This is a genomic window from Paenibacillus ottowii, assembly GCF_006874425.1.
Taxonomy (GTDB): Bacteria; Bacillota; Bacilli; order Paenibacillales; family Paenibacillaceae; genus Paenibacillus; species Paenibacillus ottowii.
This window is the reverse complement of sequence record NZ_VIJZ01000009.1, coordinates 160511-177677: the sequence shown is the minus strand read 5'-3', so window position 1 is coordinate 177677 and position 17167 is coordinate 160511. Positions and strand designations below refer to the sequence as shown.

The 17167-nt window shown below is 46.9% G+C and carries 18 protein-coding genes; 17 read left to right on the top strand and 1 reads right to left on the bottom strand.

Annotated features, from left to right (window positions below; genetic code table 11):
• Positions 1-20 precede the first annotated feature (20 nt).
• The 6 genes from FKV70_RS20360 (at position 21) to FKV70_RS20330 (ending at position 5627) form a co-directional block, all read left to right on the top strand.
• Entirely contained in the window at positions 21-785 is a 765-nt protein-coding gene (locus tag FKV70_RS20360; RefSeq protein ID WP_064797277.1) for a GTP cyclohydrolase II, read from the top strand.
• On the top strand, positions 782-1882 hold the full coding sequence (ribD, locus tag FKV70_RS20355) for a bifunctional diaminohydroxyphosphoribosylaminopyrimidine deaminase/5-amino-6-(5-phosphoribosylamino)uracil reductase RibD (RefSeq protein ID WP_142614022.1): 1101 nt from the start codon (positions 782-784) through the stop codon (positions 1880-1882). Before FKV70_RS20360 ends, ribD begins: the two co-directional genes overlap by 4 nt.
• Positions 1883-2012: 130 nt before the next feature.
• Positions 2013-2363, top strand: coding sequence for a hypothetical protein (locus tag FKV70_RS25960; protein ID WP_162305687.1), 351 nt, complete (start codon positions 2013-2015; stop codon positions 2361-2363).
• A 31-nt stretch (positions 2364-2394) separates the two neighbouring features.
• Positions 2395-3135 (top strand): fibronectin type III domain-containing protein, encoded by a 741-nt coding sequence (locus FKV70_RS20345; protein WP_244310793.1) that lies wholly within the window; start codon positions 2395-2397, stop codon positions 3133-3135.
• A 40-nt stretch (positions 3136-3175) separates the two neighbouring features.
• Positions 3176-3805 (top strand): class I SAM-dependent methyltransferase, encoded by a 630-nt coding sequence (locus FKV70_RS20340; protein WP_142614021.1) that lies wholly within the window; start codon positions 3176-3178, stop codon positions 3803-3805.
• A 703-nt stretch (positions 3806-4508) separates the two neighbouring features.
• Complete coding sequence (locus FKV70_RS20330) at positions 4509-5627, top strand: slipin family protein (protein WP_142614020.1); 1119 nt, start codon at positions 4509-4511, stop codon at positions 5625-5627.
• Positions 5628-5684: 57 nt separating this feature from the next.
• Here the strand turns inward: FKV70_RS20330 and FKV70_RS20325 are convergent, their stop codons facing one another.
• A complete protein-coding gene (locus FKV70_RS20325) occupies positions 5685-6098 on the bottom strand; it encodes a chemotaxis protein CheW (RefSeq protein WP_142614019.1) in 414 nt (137 codons plus the stop codon).
• A 275-nt stretch (positions 6099-6373) separates the two neighbouring features.
• Here FKV70_RS20325 and FKV70_RS20320 point away from each other — a divergent pair, with 275 nt between their 5' ends.
• From FKV70_RS20320 to cysT, 11 genes are all read left to right on the top strand, one after another.
• Entirely contained in the window at positions 6374-7309 is a 936-nt protein-coding gene (locus FKV70_RS20320; protein WP_063210264.1) for a sugar-binding transcriptional regulator, read from the top strand.
• 210 nt (positions 7310-7519) lie between these two features.
• Complete coding sequence (deoC, locus tag FKV70_RS20315) at positions 7520-8182, top strand: deoxyribose-phosphate aldolase (RefSeq protein WP_142614018.1); 663 nt, start codon at positions 7520-7522, stop codon at positions 8180-8182.
• A 30-nt stretch (positions 8183-8212) separates the two neighbouring features.
• Positions 8213-8608, top strand: coding sequence for a cytidine deaminase (locus tag FKV70_RS20310; RefSeq protein ID WP_025674701.1), 396 nt, complete (start codon positions 8213-8215; stop codon positions 8606-8608).
• 75 nt (positions 8609-8683) lie between these two features.
• On the top strand, positions 8684-9862 hold the full coding sequence (locus FKV70_RS20305; RefSeq protein WP_063210268.1) for a NupC/NupG family nucleoside CNT transporter: 1179 nt from the start codon (positions 8684-8686) through the stop codon (positions 9860-9862).
• A 29-nt stretch (positions 9863-9891) separates the two neighbouring features.
• Positions 9892-11076, top strand: coding sequence for a phosphopentomutase (gene deoB / locus FKV70_RS20300; protein ID WP_208738432.1), 1185 nt, complete (start codon positions 9892-9894; stop codon positions 11074-11076).
• Positions 11077-11153: 77 nt separating this feature from the next.
• On the top strand, positions 11154-11861 hold the full coding sequence (gene deoD, locus FKV70_RS20295; protein WP_142614017.1) for a purine-nucleoside phosphorylase: 708 nt from the start codon (positions 11154-11156) through the stop codon (positions 11859-11861).
• Positions 11862-11893: 32 nt separating this feature from the next.
• Entirely contained in the window at positions 11894-13195 is a 1302-nt protein-coding gene (locus FKV70_RS20290) for a pyrimidine-nucleoside phosphorylase (protein WP_142614016.1), read from the top strand.
• Positions 13196-13501: 306 nt separating this feature from the next.
• A complete protein-coding gene (locus FKV70_RS20285) occupies positions 13502-13990 on the top strand; it encodes a hypothetical protein (protein WP_142614015.1) in 489 nt (162 codons plus the stop codon).
• A 116-nt stretch (positions 13991-14106) separates the two neighbouring features.
• Positions 14107-14790 carry a hypothetical protein gene (locus tag FKV70_RS20280; RefSeq protein WP_142614014.1) on the top strand — a complete coding sequence of 228 codons (684 nt, stop codon included), beginning with the start codon at positions 14107-14109 and terminating at the stop codon, positions 14788-14790.
• Between the two features lie 364 nt (positions 14791-15154).
• Positions 15155-16219: a sulfate ABC transporter substrate-binding protein gene (locus FKV70_RS20275; RefSeq protein WP_142614013.1), complete on the top strand. Its 1065-nt coding sequence runs from the start codon at positions 15155-15157 to the stop codon at positions 16217-16219.
• A 79-nt stretch (positions 16220-16298) separates the two neighbouring features.
• The gene (gene cysT / locus FKV70_RS20270; protein ID WP_142614012.1) at positions 16299-17132 is read left to right on the top strand and encodes a sulfate ABC transporter permease subunit CysT; all 834 of its coding nucleotides are present in this window, start codon (positions 16299-16301) and stop codon (positions 17130-17132) included.
• Positions 17133-17167 lie beyond the last annotated feature (35 nt).

The window sequence follows — 17167 nt, the reverse complement described above, 5'->3', positions numbered from 1 at the left end:
ATAAAGGATGGTGCAGAGAGATGAATATAAAAGATGTAGCTACGCTACTTAACGATAAAATTCAAACCGTTCGTGGAGAGCAATCTTCGACGATATTGGTAGGACCGATCAAGCTGCCAGTTAATTTGGAAGAAGAGACCGTTGTTTTTCAATGGTATTGCTGGCTGCCTGTACGGGACGAGGAAGATCGTCAGGACTTACTGAATGCCAATGCTGAGACGATTGTGAAGCGACTGTCTACACTGAATTTGGCGGAGGGACAACAATCGAGCGTTTTGGTGTACGGTGATCTCCAACGTTCGGAAAATGCTTTAGTTCGCATGCATAGTATTTGCCATACTGGAGATATTTTTGGTAGCAAGCGCTGTGATTGCGGATTTCAGCTCCACCAGTCGATGAAAATGATTGTAGAACATGGAACAGGTGCATTGTTCTATCTGGCTAATCATGAAGGTCGCGGGATCGGTTTGTTTAGCAAAGCCATGGCTTATATTTTGCAGGAAGAAGGCATGGATACCGTCGAAGCCAACCATCAGTTGGGTTTTGAAGATGATACGCGCAATTATGTGGATGCCATAAGTGTGCTCCAGCACTTGAGACAAAAACCGGTAACGCTGATCACCAACAACCCTAAAAAGCTGGATGCCTTAAAGAAATCGGGGATGAATGTAGTGGGTCGTATGCCGCTCTGGGGTGATGTGTCGCAATATAATGAACGGTATTTGAATACAAAAGTAGAACGATCCGGCCATTTGCGGGATTCCGATCTCAGGGAGGTTCTATGAACACTCACGAAAAATATATGCGCCTGGCACTGGAAAATGCCAGAAGTGCCAAAGGGCAAACAGAACCGAACCCGCTCGTCGGATCAGTCATTGTCAACAATGGCCGTATCGTTGGGATCGGGGCTCATTTGAAGCCCGGTGAGCCACATGCCGAGATTCATGCCTTGCGTATGGCGGGTGGACAGGCTCAGGGGGCGACGATTTACGTAACGCTGGAGCCGTGTTCCCATCACGGCCGGACAGGCCCATGCGCGGAAGCGATTGTGAAGGCTGGCATTCGCCGGGCGGTGATTGCAGCCCTGGACCCGAACCCGCTGGTTTCCGGCAGAGGGGTACAGATTTTGAAAGACGCGGGCATTGAAGTCATTGTCGGAGTATGCGAGCAGGAATCGATCCGCATGAATGAAGTGTTCAATCAATATATTGTGAACAAGCGTCCTTTTATTACGATCAAATCGGCAGTGACGCTGGACGGTAAAATTGCCACCCGGACCTCGGAAAGCAAGTGGATTACATCTGAAGCTGCACGGGAGGATGTGCATCGTCTTCGGCACGAGCATGTAGGCATCCTGGTCGGTGTACAGACCGTGATTCATGATAATCCTCAGCTAACGACTCGTTTACCAGAGGGACGGAATCCGATTCGTATCATTTTGGATAGCAAGCTGCGTATTCCATTGGATGCTCGTGTTATTACAGATGGAGAGGCGCCGACCTGGATATTCACAGGCAGGGCTTACGATGAAGGTAAGCGAAGCCAGCTGGAACAGCTTGGTGTGAAGGTATATCCGACACAAGATGAAAACAGTGAGCGAGTCAACCTTCCGCAAATGCTGGATATTCTGGGAGCGGCCGAGGTGTCATCGGTATTCGTGGAAGGCGGGGCCGAGGTGAACGCTTCATTCGTGCAGCAAGGACTGGCAGACAAGCTGGTGCTGTATATGGCACCGAAGCTGGTTGGAGGGCGCACAGCTCCAGGCTTTCTCGGGGGAGAGGGCGCATCTGCAATGAGCGATGCGGTGGCCTTGCAGGATTTGAGCGTAACGCAAGTTGGCGTGGACTGGAAAATAGAGGGGTATTTTGGGCGAGGAAAATGAGTGAGTCAAAGACTCAAAACCTTATAAATTCAAAACAGAGGATCTGAAGGGCTAAAAGGCCTGGAGGGTCTTTTTTTATAGACTAAATGATTATTAGGGTGAATGGTTAACGGGATGAATAACTCATACGGTGAACGTCTTATGGGATGAAATCAAAATAGCATCATTACATAATAATTGGGTTTTTCGTCCTGGTTTATTATGCATTTTTAGAGACTTTCGCCTTGTTTTGTTGAAATTTAGAAATATAAGAATTGACCTGGAAATGGAGATCAAGCACAATGAAGTTGAATTTAAGCGGGAAGGAAAGAAAAGGAAAGGGAAAAGCTTTGCAGTAAAAGGAAGAAAAGAATTCAAAGGAGGCCGGTTTCTACTAAATCCTTTTCGGGCGAAGTCACACAAGGTGCAGGCTCATATTCAACCACATTACCTACCGGAGCAGCTACACCGCAAAATGAAATTTACAAGACAGCGAATGTAACTGGCCCAATGCCTACCACTGGATTTATAACTTGGATGCTGTAGGCAACATTGACCGCAGCATCACCGCCAATTCACCTATTTATGGTGTATTTCATAAGAACGGAGTAAAAACCTATGTGGCCTACAACTTTTCAGACCAGGTCAAAACAGTAACCTTCTCAGATAGGCACAGCATTACCGTGCAGCCGAACAGCTTTAATACTGGAAATGGAAGCGGCGGCAATCCGCAGCCGGATACAGAGGCACCATCCACTCCAGCAAATGTGCGAGCTGCGACCAAAACGGCTTCGACGATTACCCTGGAATGGGAGGCATCTACAGACAATGTAGGCGTTACGGAGTATATTGTGTATAAGGACGGGGCTCAGGCGGCAAAAATAAACGCTACTTCCGCTACAATTACAGGACTAAATGCAGCTACTACTTACAGCTTTACCGTTAAGGCTCGTTTTATCAGCGATCGCGAAGCACTGCTTCAATTTACCCCCAAAACAGCCTCCGCCTATGTTGACGTACACTATACTTTATCAGGTGGACAGCAGCTTAATTACCGGATGACCAACAATGCCGGTGTTTGGGAGCAGCGGGTTACAGACCTCTCCATTGGGAAGACCGTTAGCTATTGGTTCACGTATGAAAAGGCAGGATTGCAATATGAGACTCCTTCATTTAGCTATACCCACCAGACGGCTTCCACAACGACGGGGGAATCCGAAATTTCTGCAACCGAGGTGTTGAACACGTCTCAACCGGGACTTGCTCCTGAATAATTATAAAATGATGGATATGAAAATATAGAGGAGATACGGTATGACAGAATTTTGGGAATCAAGTTTTATAGAAAATCAAATGATGTGGGGCTTTGAACCTTCAGACTCGGCAATCCTGACCAAGGATTTTTTTCTTGAAAAGAACATTAAGGACATATTGATACCTGGAATTGGATATGGGAGAAATGCAAAGGTTTTCGTGGATAACGGAATAAACGTAACAGGTATTGAAATTTCAAAAACAGCGATTGATTTGGCGAGACAAAAGGAGCTTAATATTAGTATTTTTCATGGCTCCGTAACGGATATGCCTTTTGATAACAAACTTTATGACGGTATATTTTGTTATGCCCTTATTCACTTATTGAATAAGCGTGAGAGGGAAAAGTTTATTAACGATTGTTATAATCAGTTAAAGCCAAACGGATATATGGTTTTTACGACGATTTCAAAAGAAGCCCCGATGTATGGAAAGGGAAAGCAACTGGATATAGACTATTTCGAGATTATGGAAGGGGTAAAAATGTTTTTTTATGATGCTGATTCGATAAAACAAGAATTCGGCAATTATGGACTAACCGATTTTTCGGAAATTGTTGAGCCCCATAAAAACATGGAAAGCAAGCCTCCATTTAAATTTATCATGATAAAATGCCAAAGAGAGCTGTAATGGGAATTGTAAAAGAAAGACACGAGGGAAGCACATACGCATCCTTCGTGTCTTTTTATTTTTTTAGGGGTCGTAATACTTTCGCCATGTTCGTGAGTGCAAAGGTGCGCAATAATGATAAAGGCTGATACAGAAGGATATTGCCGAGGCGAGGATTTCCAATGGTCCCGCAGTGCCTGCCCTGATCGGGTCAGGTATCCTGTAAATCTGATGTATCCACCAGCAATTAGGGTTCGATTCCCAATCGCCTTCCAAGCGACTTCTGGTAGAGTATTCGAATGGTCGAATAAAACAATGAAGAGACCTGGATAAGAGCTTCCCATATCTAGTCCTGATGATAGATGCCGGGACGATGGCTATGCGGTCAACGGATACCGGAGAGAGCAAGCGCCGACAGCGCCCGCGGCTTCGGAGATAAGGATTTACAGTCGAGGTTGGGCTGGTGAATTCCATCCCCGAAATACGGGAACAGGCGGCACCTTCCTTTTTCCTTAAGCCTGGCCCCGCCCTTCATTCTGGAGGGATGCTCTGCAAGGGTCCTATCCCTACAACAAATAAAAATAAATCCTCATTTTAAAAATGTGTTTTGACTCAACGTGCGAATAAGCGGAGCGGTCCGTTTGAATCTGGAGAAGCGAAGCCGCCATATCTACGAAGGAAGCCTATTTTTAAGTTGAGGATTTTTAACACTAGGAGTGATACGATGTTTAAGAAAATAACGATTAAATCCGATGAGCGCGGACTGCTGTTTCAAAAAGGAAGCTACCACAAGTTGCTGAACCCAGGGACTTACCTAATGAAGACATTTCAACAGGAAACAGTTGAAATTTTAAATGTAGCCGAACCCTTTTTTGTACCAGATCATGATATTCGTTTGTTTTTGACAGATCCTCTATTGCTGGAGCAATTGACCGTCATCGATGTGGAGGACCATGAATATGTGCTGCATTATGAGGATCATCGGTTTGTAGAGCTGCTGACAGCAGGGAAATATGCATTTTGGAACATGCTCAAGGAACATCGTTTTGTTCGTGCAGATACTCGGCAGCCTGCCATTGATAAGGCTTTGGGGCAAGCATTCTTGTCCAAGACACCGGGCTTCTGGAAAGCCCTACAGGTGGCTAGTCATGAAGTGGGCTTTTTGTATTACGATAATGTGCTGCAAGGTGAATTGAAGCCGGGCAAATATTATTTCTGGTTGTCCACGGTGAACACAGAGATCAAAACCATAGATATGCGGCAGCAGCAGATGGACCTGATGGGGCAGGAAATCATGACGGAGGACAAAATCACGCTGCGTCTGAACTTCGTCTGCCAGTACCGGATCACCGACCCGCTGCGAGCGTTGGAGTTCAAAGCATACGAGGAGCAAATCTACATTATGCTGCAGCTGCTGCTGCGCGAATACGTAGGAACAATGAAGCTGGATGATCTGCTAAAAATGAAGCAGGAGATTGCGGAATATGTTTTGACGCGACTGAATGAGCAGAGCGATGAATATGGGGTTGCTTTTACGTCAGCAGGGGTGAAGGATATTATTTTGCCGGGGGATATCAAGGATATTCTGAATACGGTGCTATTGGCAGAGAAGAAGGCACAAGCCAACCTCATTACACGACGTGAAGAGACGGCATCCACTCGTAGTCTGCTCAATACGGCCAAGCTGATGGACGAAAATGCTACCCTCTATCGTCTCAAAGAGCTGGAATTCATGGAAAAAATCTGCGAGAAGATTGGTACGATATCGCTGACTGGTGGAAATACGCTGCTGGAGCAGCTAAACACATTGGTTCATATGAAAGAGGGGCAGGGGCTCCAGTAACAGAAAATACTCCCGAACGATGAGTTGCAAGCTGGCTCAAGATACGGGAGTATTTTTTTAGTTCGTTTTGGTGGATGCGAGAAAAGCGTCCATATCAAATACCGGAATAAGAGCACCCTGATGCTCCATCACAGTAGGGAACAATTCGCGTTGCCATTCTTCCTCATTGCTTTGTAGCTGACTGTCTTCGGCAGATGCTGTATCCTCCACCTGATCGACAAGCAAAGCAATCTTTGCACGACTGAGCAAAATCATTTTGTCCTCGGAGGAATCGCTTGATGCGGGAAGAAGCAGCTTCTTGCGTAGATTAAGGATGGTAAATACATCGCCACGAATGGTCACCATTCCTTCATGCCATGCTTCGGAAAAGGGAAGCGGTGTCCCTTTTTTGGCATTCATGACTTCTTCTACTTCCAGAAAGTTTAATGCGAACTTTTTGTCCGCCAGACTGCACATAATATATTCAGACATAGCAATTCTCCTTACATATTCAGATAAGTCCATCACAAGTTGTGAACTAGCGATAAATTAGTTAACTATTGCGTTTTGATAGATGGAACGATAAAGTGGAGGATGCGGTAAAATGATTTTAGTTAATCACAGAATATCACAAACGAGCAGTTAAATCTTCCAAAATAACAGCCAAACGGAAAGAGTGTAGCTTTGAGTTTCCCTTACATTTAAATGTTGGGGCTAAGCCCATGTCCGATGGCACTACATTTTTAAGATAAGCGGGTTGAGGTAGAATGGATCATGAAAAGCAACGATTAAGTATCGAGGCAGCCAGATTATACTATCTGAACGATTATAGCCAGCAAGACATCGCGGTCAGACTCGGGGTTTCGCGACCCACGGTATCGCGCTTACTTCAGGCTGCCAAGGAACAGGGATACGTGCGGATCAGTATTGTGGACCCAATGGAGGATATGGACGCGCTCGGAGAGCAGGTGAAAAAGAAATACGGGCTGGATACCGTGCTGGTCTGTTATTCGCCATTAAATGATTACCAAGAGATCAAGAAGCACATTAGCAAAAAAGCAGCCGATTATTTGCATGAAACGGTACAGGATGCTGATATTATTGGAGTGACATGGGGAACAACCATGCATGCGGTGGCGCTTCATCTCCAGCAAAAGCAGGTCAAGGGAGTCGAGGTGGTTCAGCTTAAAGGAGGCGTGAGCCATTCACATGTCAACACTTATGCGGTGGAAACCGTGAATTTGTTCGCAGAAGCCTTTAACACCATCGCTCGGTATTTGCCGCTGCCCGTGATTTTCGACAGTCAAGCTGTTAAGAGAATGGTCGAGGAGGATCGGCATATCCAGCGTATCATTCAACTTGGCAAGCAGGCGAACATTGCGGTGTTTACGGTGGGTACGGTCAAGGAGGATGCACTGCTGTTCCGATTAGGTTACTTTAACCATGAAGAGCAGAAGCTGCTGCAAAAAATCGGCAAAGGCGATATTTGCTCACGCTTTTTTGACGATGAAGGTAAGATATGCAGTCAGGAAATCAACAGCCGTACCGTGGGAATTGATTTGCCGGAGCTGCGAAAGAAGGAGAAGTCCATCCTCGTGGCTGGAGGTCAGCGCAAAGTAGAGGCTATTCGGGCATCGCTACGTGGCAAGTATGCGAATATTTTGGTGACGGATCAGTTTACGGCACAAGCACTTTTACAGTAGGGCATGTTGGCCTCATTCCAAATAAACACACGGTTATGGCGCAGGCCTACAGGGTAATATGAAATGTAGGTGAACGCCCTATGTACAAGTGTGAACATAATTTCAAAATGTGTTTTACATATGTTCAAAGCCGTGCTATGATGATCTCATCACAGGGAAATAACGATTCATTTTCTTCACACTATTTATTGAATGAAGGAGCTTTCAGATATGAACATTGCAGCATTAATCGATCATACATTGTTGCGTGCAGATGCGACGAAGGACGAAATTACAAAGTTGACTGCTGAGGCGAAAAAATACCAGTTTGCTTCCGTATGTGTAAATCCGGCGTGGGTAGCCTATGCAGCCGAACAGCTTGCAGGTACAGGCGTAGCTATCTGTACGGTTATCGGTTTCCCACTGGGAGCGAACACGTCGGCAACGAAAGCATTTGAAACGAAAGATGCGATTGCTAACGGTGCGACTGAGGTGGATATGGTTATTAATATCGGCGCCTTGAAGGCACGTGATCTGGAACTCGTAGAAAAGGATATTCGTGCGGTTGTGGAAGCTGCTGCAGGTACGCTGGTCAAAGTGATTATCGAAACCTGCCTGCTAACAAACGAAGAGAAGGTACTGGCATGTGAGCTGTCTGTCAAAGCCGGAGCGAATTTTGTAAAAACTTCGACGGGATTCTCTACAGGTGGAGCTACTGTGGAAGACGTAGCCTTGATGCGCAAAACGGTAGGACCTGAGATTGGTGTTAAAGCTTCCGGCGGCGTACGCAGCCTGGAGGATGTGCAAAAATTAGTAGAAGCTGGCTCAAGCCGGATCGGTGCAAGTTCCGGTGTAAAAATCATCGAGGGCGAGCAATCTACATCTTCCTACTAAGTTTATTTTAAAGTCATGGAGGGATTCGGGATGAAGGATCAATTGATTCAGAAAGCGCTTGAGGCGCGCAAACAGGCATATGTTCCGTATTCGAATTTTCAAGTGGGTGCTGCGGTTCTCGGAAGCGATGGCACGGTATATCACGGATGCAATGTGGAAAATGCCTCCTACGGCTTATGCAATTGTGCGGAGCGGACAGCGATTTTCAAAATGGTATCTGAAGGCTGCCGTCGAATTGATTCGATTGCGATAGTAGCGGATACGGAAGGACCTGTGTCTCCATGTGGGGCCTGTCGTCAGGTTATCTCCGAATTTGCTCATCAAGATACCAAAATTTATCTGACAAACCTTCATGGCAATACGGAAGAGTGGACGATGGAGCAGTTACTGCCGGGTGCTTTTCGACCTGCGGATTTGGGGAAATAAAAAAAAGAATGCCTCTTTGGGGCGCATTCTTTTTATGGTCAATGTAAGCGCTTAATGTAATGAGGAGGAATTGAAATGAAATATGTAATCGCGCTGGTGGGATTGCTCGTTGTATTTGCACTTACTTACGTTGCCAGTAGTGACAAACGTAAAATCAGGTATCGTCCACTGGTGGTTATGGTTGTCTTGCAGGCGGCGCTAGCGTTTGTATTGCTGAACACAGGGATTGGTGAATTTTTGGTCAAGGGCTTTGCAGCTGGGTTCAACAGTCTCTTGGGATATGCAAGCGAAGGGATCAACTTTGTATTTGGCGGAATTGCCAATGAAGGGGCAGCACCGTTCTTTATCGGAGTACTGCTGCCGATTGTGTTCATTTCCGCATTGATCGGGATTTTACAATATGTGAAAGTGCTGCCTTTCATTATTAAATATATCGGGCTTGTCTTGAGCAAAGTAAATGGAATGGGTAAACTGGAATCCTACAACGCTGTAGCTTCGGCTATCCTGGGTCAATCCGAAGTGTTTATTTCCGTCAAAAAGCAAATTGGTCTGCTGCCGCAACATCGGCTGTATACGTTGTGTGCATCTGCGATGTCTACCGTATCCATGTCGATTGTGGGAGCTTACATGCAAATGCTGGACCCCAAATATGTGGTTACCGCATTGGTGCTGAACCTGTTTGGCGGCTTTATTATCGCCTCCATTATTAATCCGTACAAGATTGAGAAGGAAGACGATTTACTGGAGGTTCAAGAGGAAGAAAAGCAGTCCTTTTTCGAAATGCTCGGGGAGTATATTATGGACGGTTTCAAGGTTGCTATTACGGTAGCTGCGATGCTGATCGGTTTTGTGGCGCTGATTGCCATGGTTAACGGCATTTTCTCCTGGTTGTTTGGAATCAGCTTTCAGGCGCTGCTGGGCTATGTGTTTGCACCGTTCGCCTTTGTTATGGGGATTCCGTGGAACGAGGCCGTGCAGGCGGGCAGTATTATGGCTACCAAGCTCGTATCCAACGAATTTGTAGCCATGCTGGATCTGACCAAGCAAACAGGCTTGTCCGAGCGTACGGTCGGGATCGTATCGGTATTCCTCGTATCTTTTGCAAACTTCTCATCCATCGGTATCATTTCCGGGGCTGTGAAGGGTCTGCATGAAAAACAGGGAAATGTAGTGGCCCGTTTTGGTCTGAAGCTGTTGTACGGGGCGACGCTGGTTAGCGTGCTGTCCGCAACGATTGCAGGGTTGTTTTTGTAAAAAAAACAGCGAATTAGGAAAGGATTTTTATGATGTCTAAATTTAAACGGATTCACTTGGTCGTTATGGACTCGGTTGGTATTGGCGAAGCACCGGATGCTGCCCAGTTTGATGATTATGATGTAGATACACTTGGTCATATTGCGCGCGAACGCGGCGGGCTGAACATGCCGAATATGGCTAAGCTCGGTCTGTCCAACATTCGTTCCATACAAGGTGTGCCAGCGGCCGATAAGCCACTTGCTTATTACACCAAAATGCAGGAAGCCTCCAATGGCAAGGATACGATGACAGGTCACTGGGAAATCATGGGCTTGAATATTGCGGTTCCTTTCCGTGTATTCCCGGACGGGTTTCCAGATGAGCTGATTCAGCGCATTGAGGAGCATACAGGCCGCAAAGTCATTGGCAACAAGCCAGCCAGCGGTACGGAAATCATTGACGAGCTGGGCGAAGAACATGTGAAAACCGGCGCACTCATCATCTATACCTCAGCGGATTCAGTGCTGCAAATTGCTGCTCATGAGGAAGTTGTACCTTTGAAGGAGCTCTACGAGATCTGTGAGTTCTGCCGTAAAATTACGCTGGAAGATCCGTACATGCTGGGTCGCATTATTGCCCGTCCGTTCGTAGGCGAGCCAGGCAACTTCTCTCGTACCTCCAATCGACATGATTATGCGCTCAAGCCGTTTGGTCGTACCACAATGAATGAACTGAAGGATGCAGGACTGGATGTAATCGCCTTGGGTAAAATCTCTGACATTTATGACGGTGAGGGTGTAACAAAGGCCGTGCGCACAGTGTCCAACATGGATGGCATGGATAAGCTGGTGGCTACGCTGGACGAGGAATTCACCGGATTAAGCTTCTTGAATTTGGTGGACTTTGACGCTGTGTACGGCCACCGCCGTGATCCGCAGGGATACGGTCAAGCCTTGGACGATTATGATGCCCGTCTGCCAGAGGTCTTCGCCAAAATGACCGATGACGATCTATTGATCATCACCGCAGACCATGGGAATGACCCAACCTATCGTGGAACGGATCATACCCGCGAATATGTGCCTTTGCTGGCATATTCTCCTCGTTTTGTAGATGGAGGCAAGGAACTGGCGGTTCGTAAGACGTTTGCGGATATTGGAGCAACTGTAGCAGATAACTTTGGTGTAAAACTGCCTGAACATGGAACCAGCTTTTTGGCAGAGCTTCAGTAATCCAGGGCCGGCAAAAGTGCAGACAGGAAGATTAGTAATATTATAAGCGTGGATAAATGGGACGGAGGAATAAAAACATGAGTGTACACATTGGAGCCAAACCTGGAGAGATTGCAGAAACGATTTTGCTGCCAGGAGACCCGCTACGGGCAAAGTTTATCGCTGAAACGTATCTGGAGGACGTGACCTGCTACAATGAGGTGCGCGGAATGCTCGGATTCACGGGAACGTACCAAGGAAAACGCCTGTCTGTACAGGGAACCGGGATGGGACTGCCTTCCATCAGTATTTATGTCAACGAACTGATTAGCGAGTACGGGGTGAAAAACTTGTTCCGCGTGGGTACATGCGGTGGAATGAAGGAGCACGTGCATGTTCGTGACGTCATTTTGGCACAGGCATCCTGTACAGATTCCGGCATGAACCGCCATATCTTTGGCGGCTATGATTTCTCACCGATTGCTAGCTTCCCTCTTTTAAAGGAGGCTTATGATCGCGGTGTTGCCAAAGGGCTAAACATGCATGTCGGCAACGTATTCAGCTCAGACAGCTTCTACCGTGATGACAAATCAGTGGTCCAAAAGCTGATGGAATACGGCGTGCTGGGTGTGGAAATGGAAACTTCGGCTTTATATACGCTGGCAGCCAAGTTTGGCGTAAACGCCCTGACCATTCTGACGGTGAGCGATCATTTGCTGACGGGTGAAGAAACGACAGCAGAAGAACGGCAAACCACGTTTAAAGAAATGATGGAAGTTGCACTGGAAACAGCAGTATCCCTGTAAACGATCATAGGCACAGTGAGGAGAAATGACATATGAGAATGGTAGACTTGATTGAAAAAAAACGTGATGGAAAAGAACTGAGCACTGAGGAAATTAACTTTATTATCCAAGGCTATACTCAGGGTGAAATTCCTGATTATCAGGTCAGTGCATTGGCGATGTCTATTTTCTTCCAAGATATGAACGAACGGGAACGTGCTAATTTGACCATGGCAATGGTTCATTCAGGAGATACGATTGATTTGTCCGCGATTGAAGGGGTAAAGGTCGATAAGCACTCCACTGGCGGTGTGGGTGATACGACAACACTGGTACTGGCTCCGCTTGTAGCAGCCTTAGACATTCCAGTGGCCAAAATGTCAGGTCGCGGCCTGGGTCATACGGGTGGAACGATCGACAAGCTGGAGGCCATTGCAGGCTTTCACGTGGAAATCACCAAGGATGAATTCGTGGATTTGGTAAATCGCAGCAAAATTGCGGTCGTCGGACAAAGCGGCAACCTGACACCTGCGGATAAAAAGTTGTATGCCTTGCGTGATGTTACAGCAACGGTAAATTCGATTCCGCTGATTGCCAGCTCGATTATGAGTAAGAAAATTGCTGCCGGCTCTGATGCCATCGTACTGGATGTCAAGACAGGTGCGGGCGCATTCATGAAAACAGTAGAAGATGCCAAAGAACTGGCACATGCCATGGTAAGCATCGGGAACAATGTGGGTCGTAAGACCATGGCGGTTATTTCTGACATGAGTCAACCGTTGGGGCTAGCTATCGGGAACTCACTGGAAGTTAAAGAAGCGATTGATACGCTGCGCGGTGAAGGACCCAAAGATCTGGAAGATCTGTGTATGGCTTTGGGCAGTCAGATGGTATTTTTGGCTGGGAAAGCAGACTCTCTCGAAGACGCTGAAGAGAAGCTCAAAGAGGTCATTCGTAACGGCAAAGCACTGGAGAAATTCAAAGAGTTTATTGCGAACCAGGGAGGCGACGCTTCTGTAGTGGATCATCCAGAACGCCTGCCACAAGCACAGTATCTTATTGAAGTGCCTGCAAAGCAGGACGGTGTGGTAGCTGAAATCGTGGCTGATGAAATCGGTACTGCCGCGATGCTGCTGGGGGCAGGTCGTGCAACCAAAGAATCCGAGATCGATCTGGCTGTCGGCTTGATGCTGAACAAAAAAGTCGGCGATGCAGTTCAAAAAGGCGATTCACTGGTTACAATCCATGCGAACCGTGAAGACGTGGACCAAGTAATAGAGAAAATCTACGCGAACATCCGTATTGCGGATCATGCGGAAGCACCCGTGCTGATCTACGGAACGGTGACAGAGTAAGCTATAGCTGTACTGCGTAAGTTAATAGCAATTCATGATTATAGAGCCGGAGTCCTTAGCTTAAAGGGCTTCCGGCTTTTTTGTCGTTCTTTACTGAGACAACTGACGACAGCATTATAAAGCAGTCTATACTAGAGAACCACCGGATGGATTCCTTTGAACAAGTTTGAGAAATATGACAGCCAGACTCATAATAGATATGAGTTTGGTTTTTTATAGAAGATAAGCCGTTCCATCTGTGCAATCATGGTGACGACTGAATTGATATAGTGTAGCTTCAGCATATCTTATGTGGGAGGGATTGAAATGGTGGAAAAATGGGTTTGGATGGGCGTGGCGGGGGTGATCGTAGGTTATGTCACTTTGGCTAACTTTCCGACGAACACGTATACTACATCAACGGCGAGTGTAACGCACCCAGCAGCTCCGCTTAGCAAGCAAAATAAGCAAGGAGAAGCAGCGAAGCGTATCGTACATGACCAATTCATGCAATTTGGGGGACAAGGACAAACAGAATTTAGATTTGAAGAGGGACGCAAGCTATACATCAGCATCAAGAATACAGGAAAGCAACCCGTACAATACAAGCTCAACAGTTCGAATGGATCAGACTTACAAGGTACAACAAGCGGATTTTCCAGCCGAACGTTGCAGCCGGGAGAACGCCATGATCTGCTGTTTATTAAGCCAGAGGGGCAGAGCGGAGCGGATTCCTTGAATGAGCTGATTTTAAAAGTGAGTACGGATGATGGATCACAAGGAAACGTTAAAACCTTCGCATATATCACACTGTAAGCTCCTTCCAGAATGGGCACGACATGCGGTCATTAGTCTACTTATGTTACAATAGAACGGTTAAAGACTTAATGAACAGAATAGGTCAGAGTAGAAAGCAGAAAGGATGACCCGTTGTGCCCAAAAATCATGAATCCAATAATCACAAAATGTCACGGAGGCTGTCCCTTACAGCCATTTTACTTACACTTACATTTGTAGCTCTTACCGGCTGTGGCCAGGATAATAATGCTGGAACGAGTGATCCTGGGAGCAGTACAAGCATGATCGAGAACAAAGCTGGAGGCAATCAGAGCGATTCAAACCAAAGTGACAAAGCAGCTAAAGAGAGTGAGAGTGCAGAAAACAGCGGTACTGATGCGCAAAAGTCGGCTCCTTCCGTCCCGGCAACTTCATCGGAAGCAGCTTCTGCTCCTACAGTCCCGAGTGCATCTCAAAATCCATTTGAGGTAGCAGGTATTCAAGATCCTAAAGCGTTTTTGAACACATTCAAGGCGTTGCAGAAGGCGGTTGCCGACAATGACAAGGAGAAGGTAGCCAATTATATTTTGTACCCTCTGCGTGTCAATGATAGTGAAAAGTCGCTAACGATTCCGGACAAAAAAGATTTTATAGCCAAATATGATCAGATTTTTACAGATGCGATTCGTGAAGCACTAATGAACCAAAAGACAGATGATTTGTTTGTTAATTATCAGGGAGTTATGGTGGGATCGGGTGAACTGTGGCTGAGAAGAGCTACGGATAATCCGAAGCAATTTGGAGTCTTTTCGATTAATCTTGAAACGGTAGCCAACTAAGTCGTAGTCCACGCGTGTACTTGCCCTCTAGGCGGTCGGAAACGTACAAGATGTTTCTGACTGTCCCCCCCTTTCGAATGCAAATTATAGACCATCCCATGCTAAAAAAAGGTTTGACATCCCTCATAAACTCTCGTATTATATCCATATAACTCATTAAACAGGTAGGAATTAAAGCATTAAGTATAACCTTGCCATTCTGGCGGAGAACTCTAGGAACAGCAGGCAGACACTGTACACGCGACAGGTTTGACCTATCAGGGCTGCATCAGGGAATTCTCCGCTCTTTTTTTTAAGTCTGTCTGTAAATAACAGGCGTAAATAAATGTGTATTTACAAATTACATAGAATGAGGGGTGTCTTGATGAAAAGGAAATACAAAATGGGGCTTATTCTCGGGCTATCTTTGGTTTTAACGATGATGCTAAGTGCTTGCGGAGCAAGCAAGGAAGGGACGCAGGCCGATGGTAGCTCTGCTTCCGGCTCCAAGGATGTAGAGTTGCTCAATGTTTCTTATGACCCGACCCGTGAGTTGTATGAGGCGTATAATAAAGCATTTGCCGCCCATTGGGAGAAGGAGAAAGGGCAGAAGGTTACCATCAAGCAATCCCACGGCGGATCTGGCAAGCAAAGCCGCTCTGTGCAGGACGGACTGGATGCAGACGTGGTTACACTGGCTCTAGGCTATGATATTGATGCGTTGCAGGAAAAAGGACTTGTTAAAGAGGGCTGGCAAAGTAAATATGAGCATAACAGTTCCCCGTACACATCAACCATCGTGTTCTTGGTACGTAAAGGGAACCCAAAGGGAATCAAGGATTGGGACGATTTGATCCGCGGTGATGTGCAGGTCATTACACCAAACCCTAAAACCTCGGGCGGAGCCCGCTGGAACTATCTTGCAGCCTGGGCCTATGCGCTCAAAAAGAACAATAACGATGAAGCCAAAGCACAGCAGTTTGTACAGGAGTTGTATAAGCATGTGCCGGTACTGGATAGCGGAGCACGTGGAGCGACGACGACTTTCGTAGAGCGTGGAATTGGCGATGTGCTGATCGCTTGGGAAAATGAAGCATTGCTCTCCGTAAAGGAGCTAGGTGCGGATAAATTCGATATCGTGTATCCGTCGATCAGTATTTTGGCTGAGCCTCCGGTCGCGATAGTCGATAAAGTGGTAGATAAAAAAGGTACACGCGAGGTGGCGGACGCGTATTTGAAATATCTGTACAGTGAAGAAGGCCAAACCATTGCTGCCGAACATTATTATCGCCCAACACTGGAGAGTGTGGCGGCAAAGTTCAAGGATCGGTTCCCAAAGCTGGAGCTTGTAACCTTGAAGGATGTATTCGGGACTTGGAAAGAGACACAGCAAAAGCATTTTAGCGACAAGGGTATTTTTGACCAGATTTATGTACCCGGTAGTTCATAACATACGTGGATTCTAAAGGCGAGTGGATCGGTAGACGCGAGTGTCATAGTCAAAGGATGCAGAGAGGGATGGACAGAACATGAGTCAAATGCAAGCCACCGGAAAACGCGTACTTCCCGGGTTCGGGTTAACAATGGGTTATAGTGTGCTGTACCTCAGTCTGGTGGTGCTGGTGCCATTATCAGCACTGCTCCTGAATTCGACCGGACTGACATGGGAGAAATTTTGGGATGTTGCAACAGATGCCAGGGTGCTAGCTTCCTACAAGGTGAGCTTTTTGTGTGCCGCGGCTGCGGCGCTGATCGATCTATTTCTTGGTTTATTGATCGCCTGGGTGCTGGTACGTTATGAGTTTCCAGGGAAAAGAGTTTTTGATGCGGTCATTGATCTGCCCTTTGCTTTGCCCACGGCAGTGGCAGGGGTCGCGTTGACCGCTCTATATGCACAGAACGGCTGGATCGGTTCACTGTTTGAACCGCTTGGGTGGAAATTGGCATACTCACAGACAGGGATTACGCTCGCGTTGATGTTTATTGGTATTCCGTTCGTCGTACGGACAGTTCAGCCGGTGTTGGAGGAGCTGGACAAGGATGAAGAGGAGGTAGCTGCTACGCTGGGAGCGGGCAGATGGCGTACCTTCCGCAGCGTTATTGTGCCGGAGCTGGTGCCGCCGCTGCTGACGGGATTTGCGCTCGCCTTTGCCCGCGGCATTGGCGAGTACGGCTCTGTCGTCTTCATCTCCGGCAATATGCCGATGAAGACCGAGATTGCTCCGCTGCTCATCATGTCCAAGCTGGAGCAAAATGACTATGCAGGGGCGACAGCTGTGGCGCTGATGCTGCTGGTCATTTCATTCGTACTGTTATTCGTGATTAACAGTATTCAGCGCTGGTCGCGGCGCCGTACTATCTAACTAAGTGTAACTCTCTAACTAAGGTAACTGTCTAG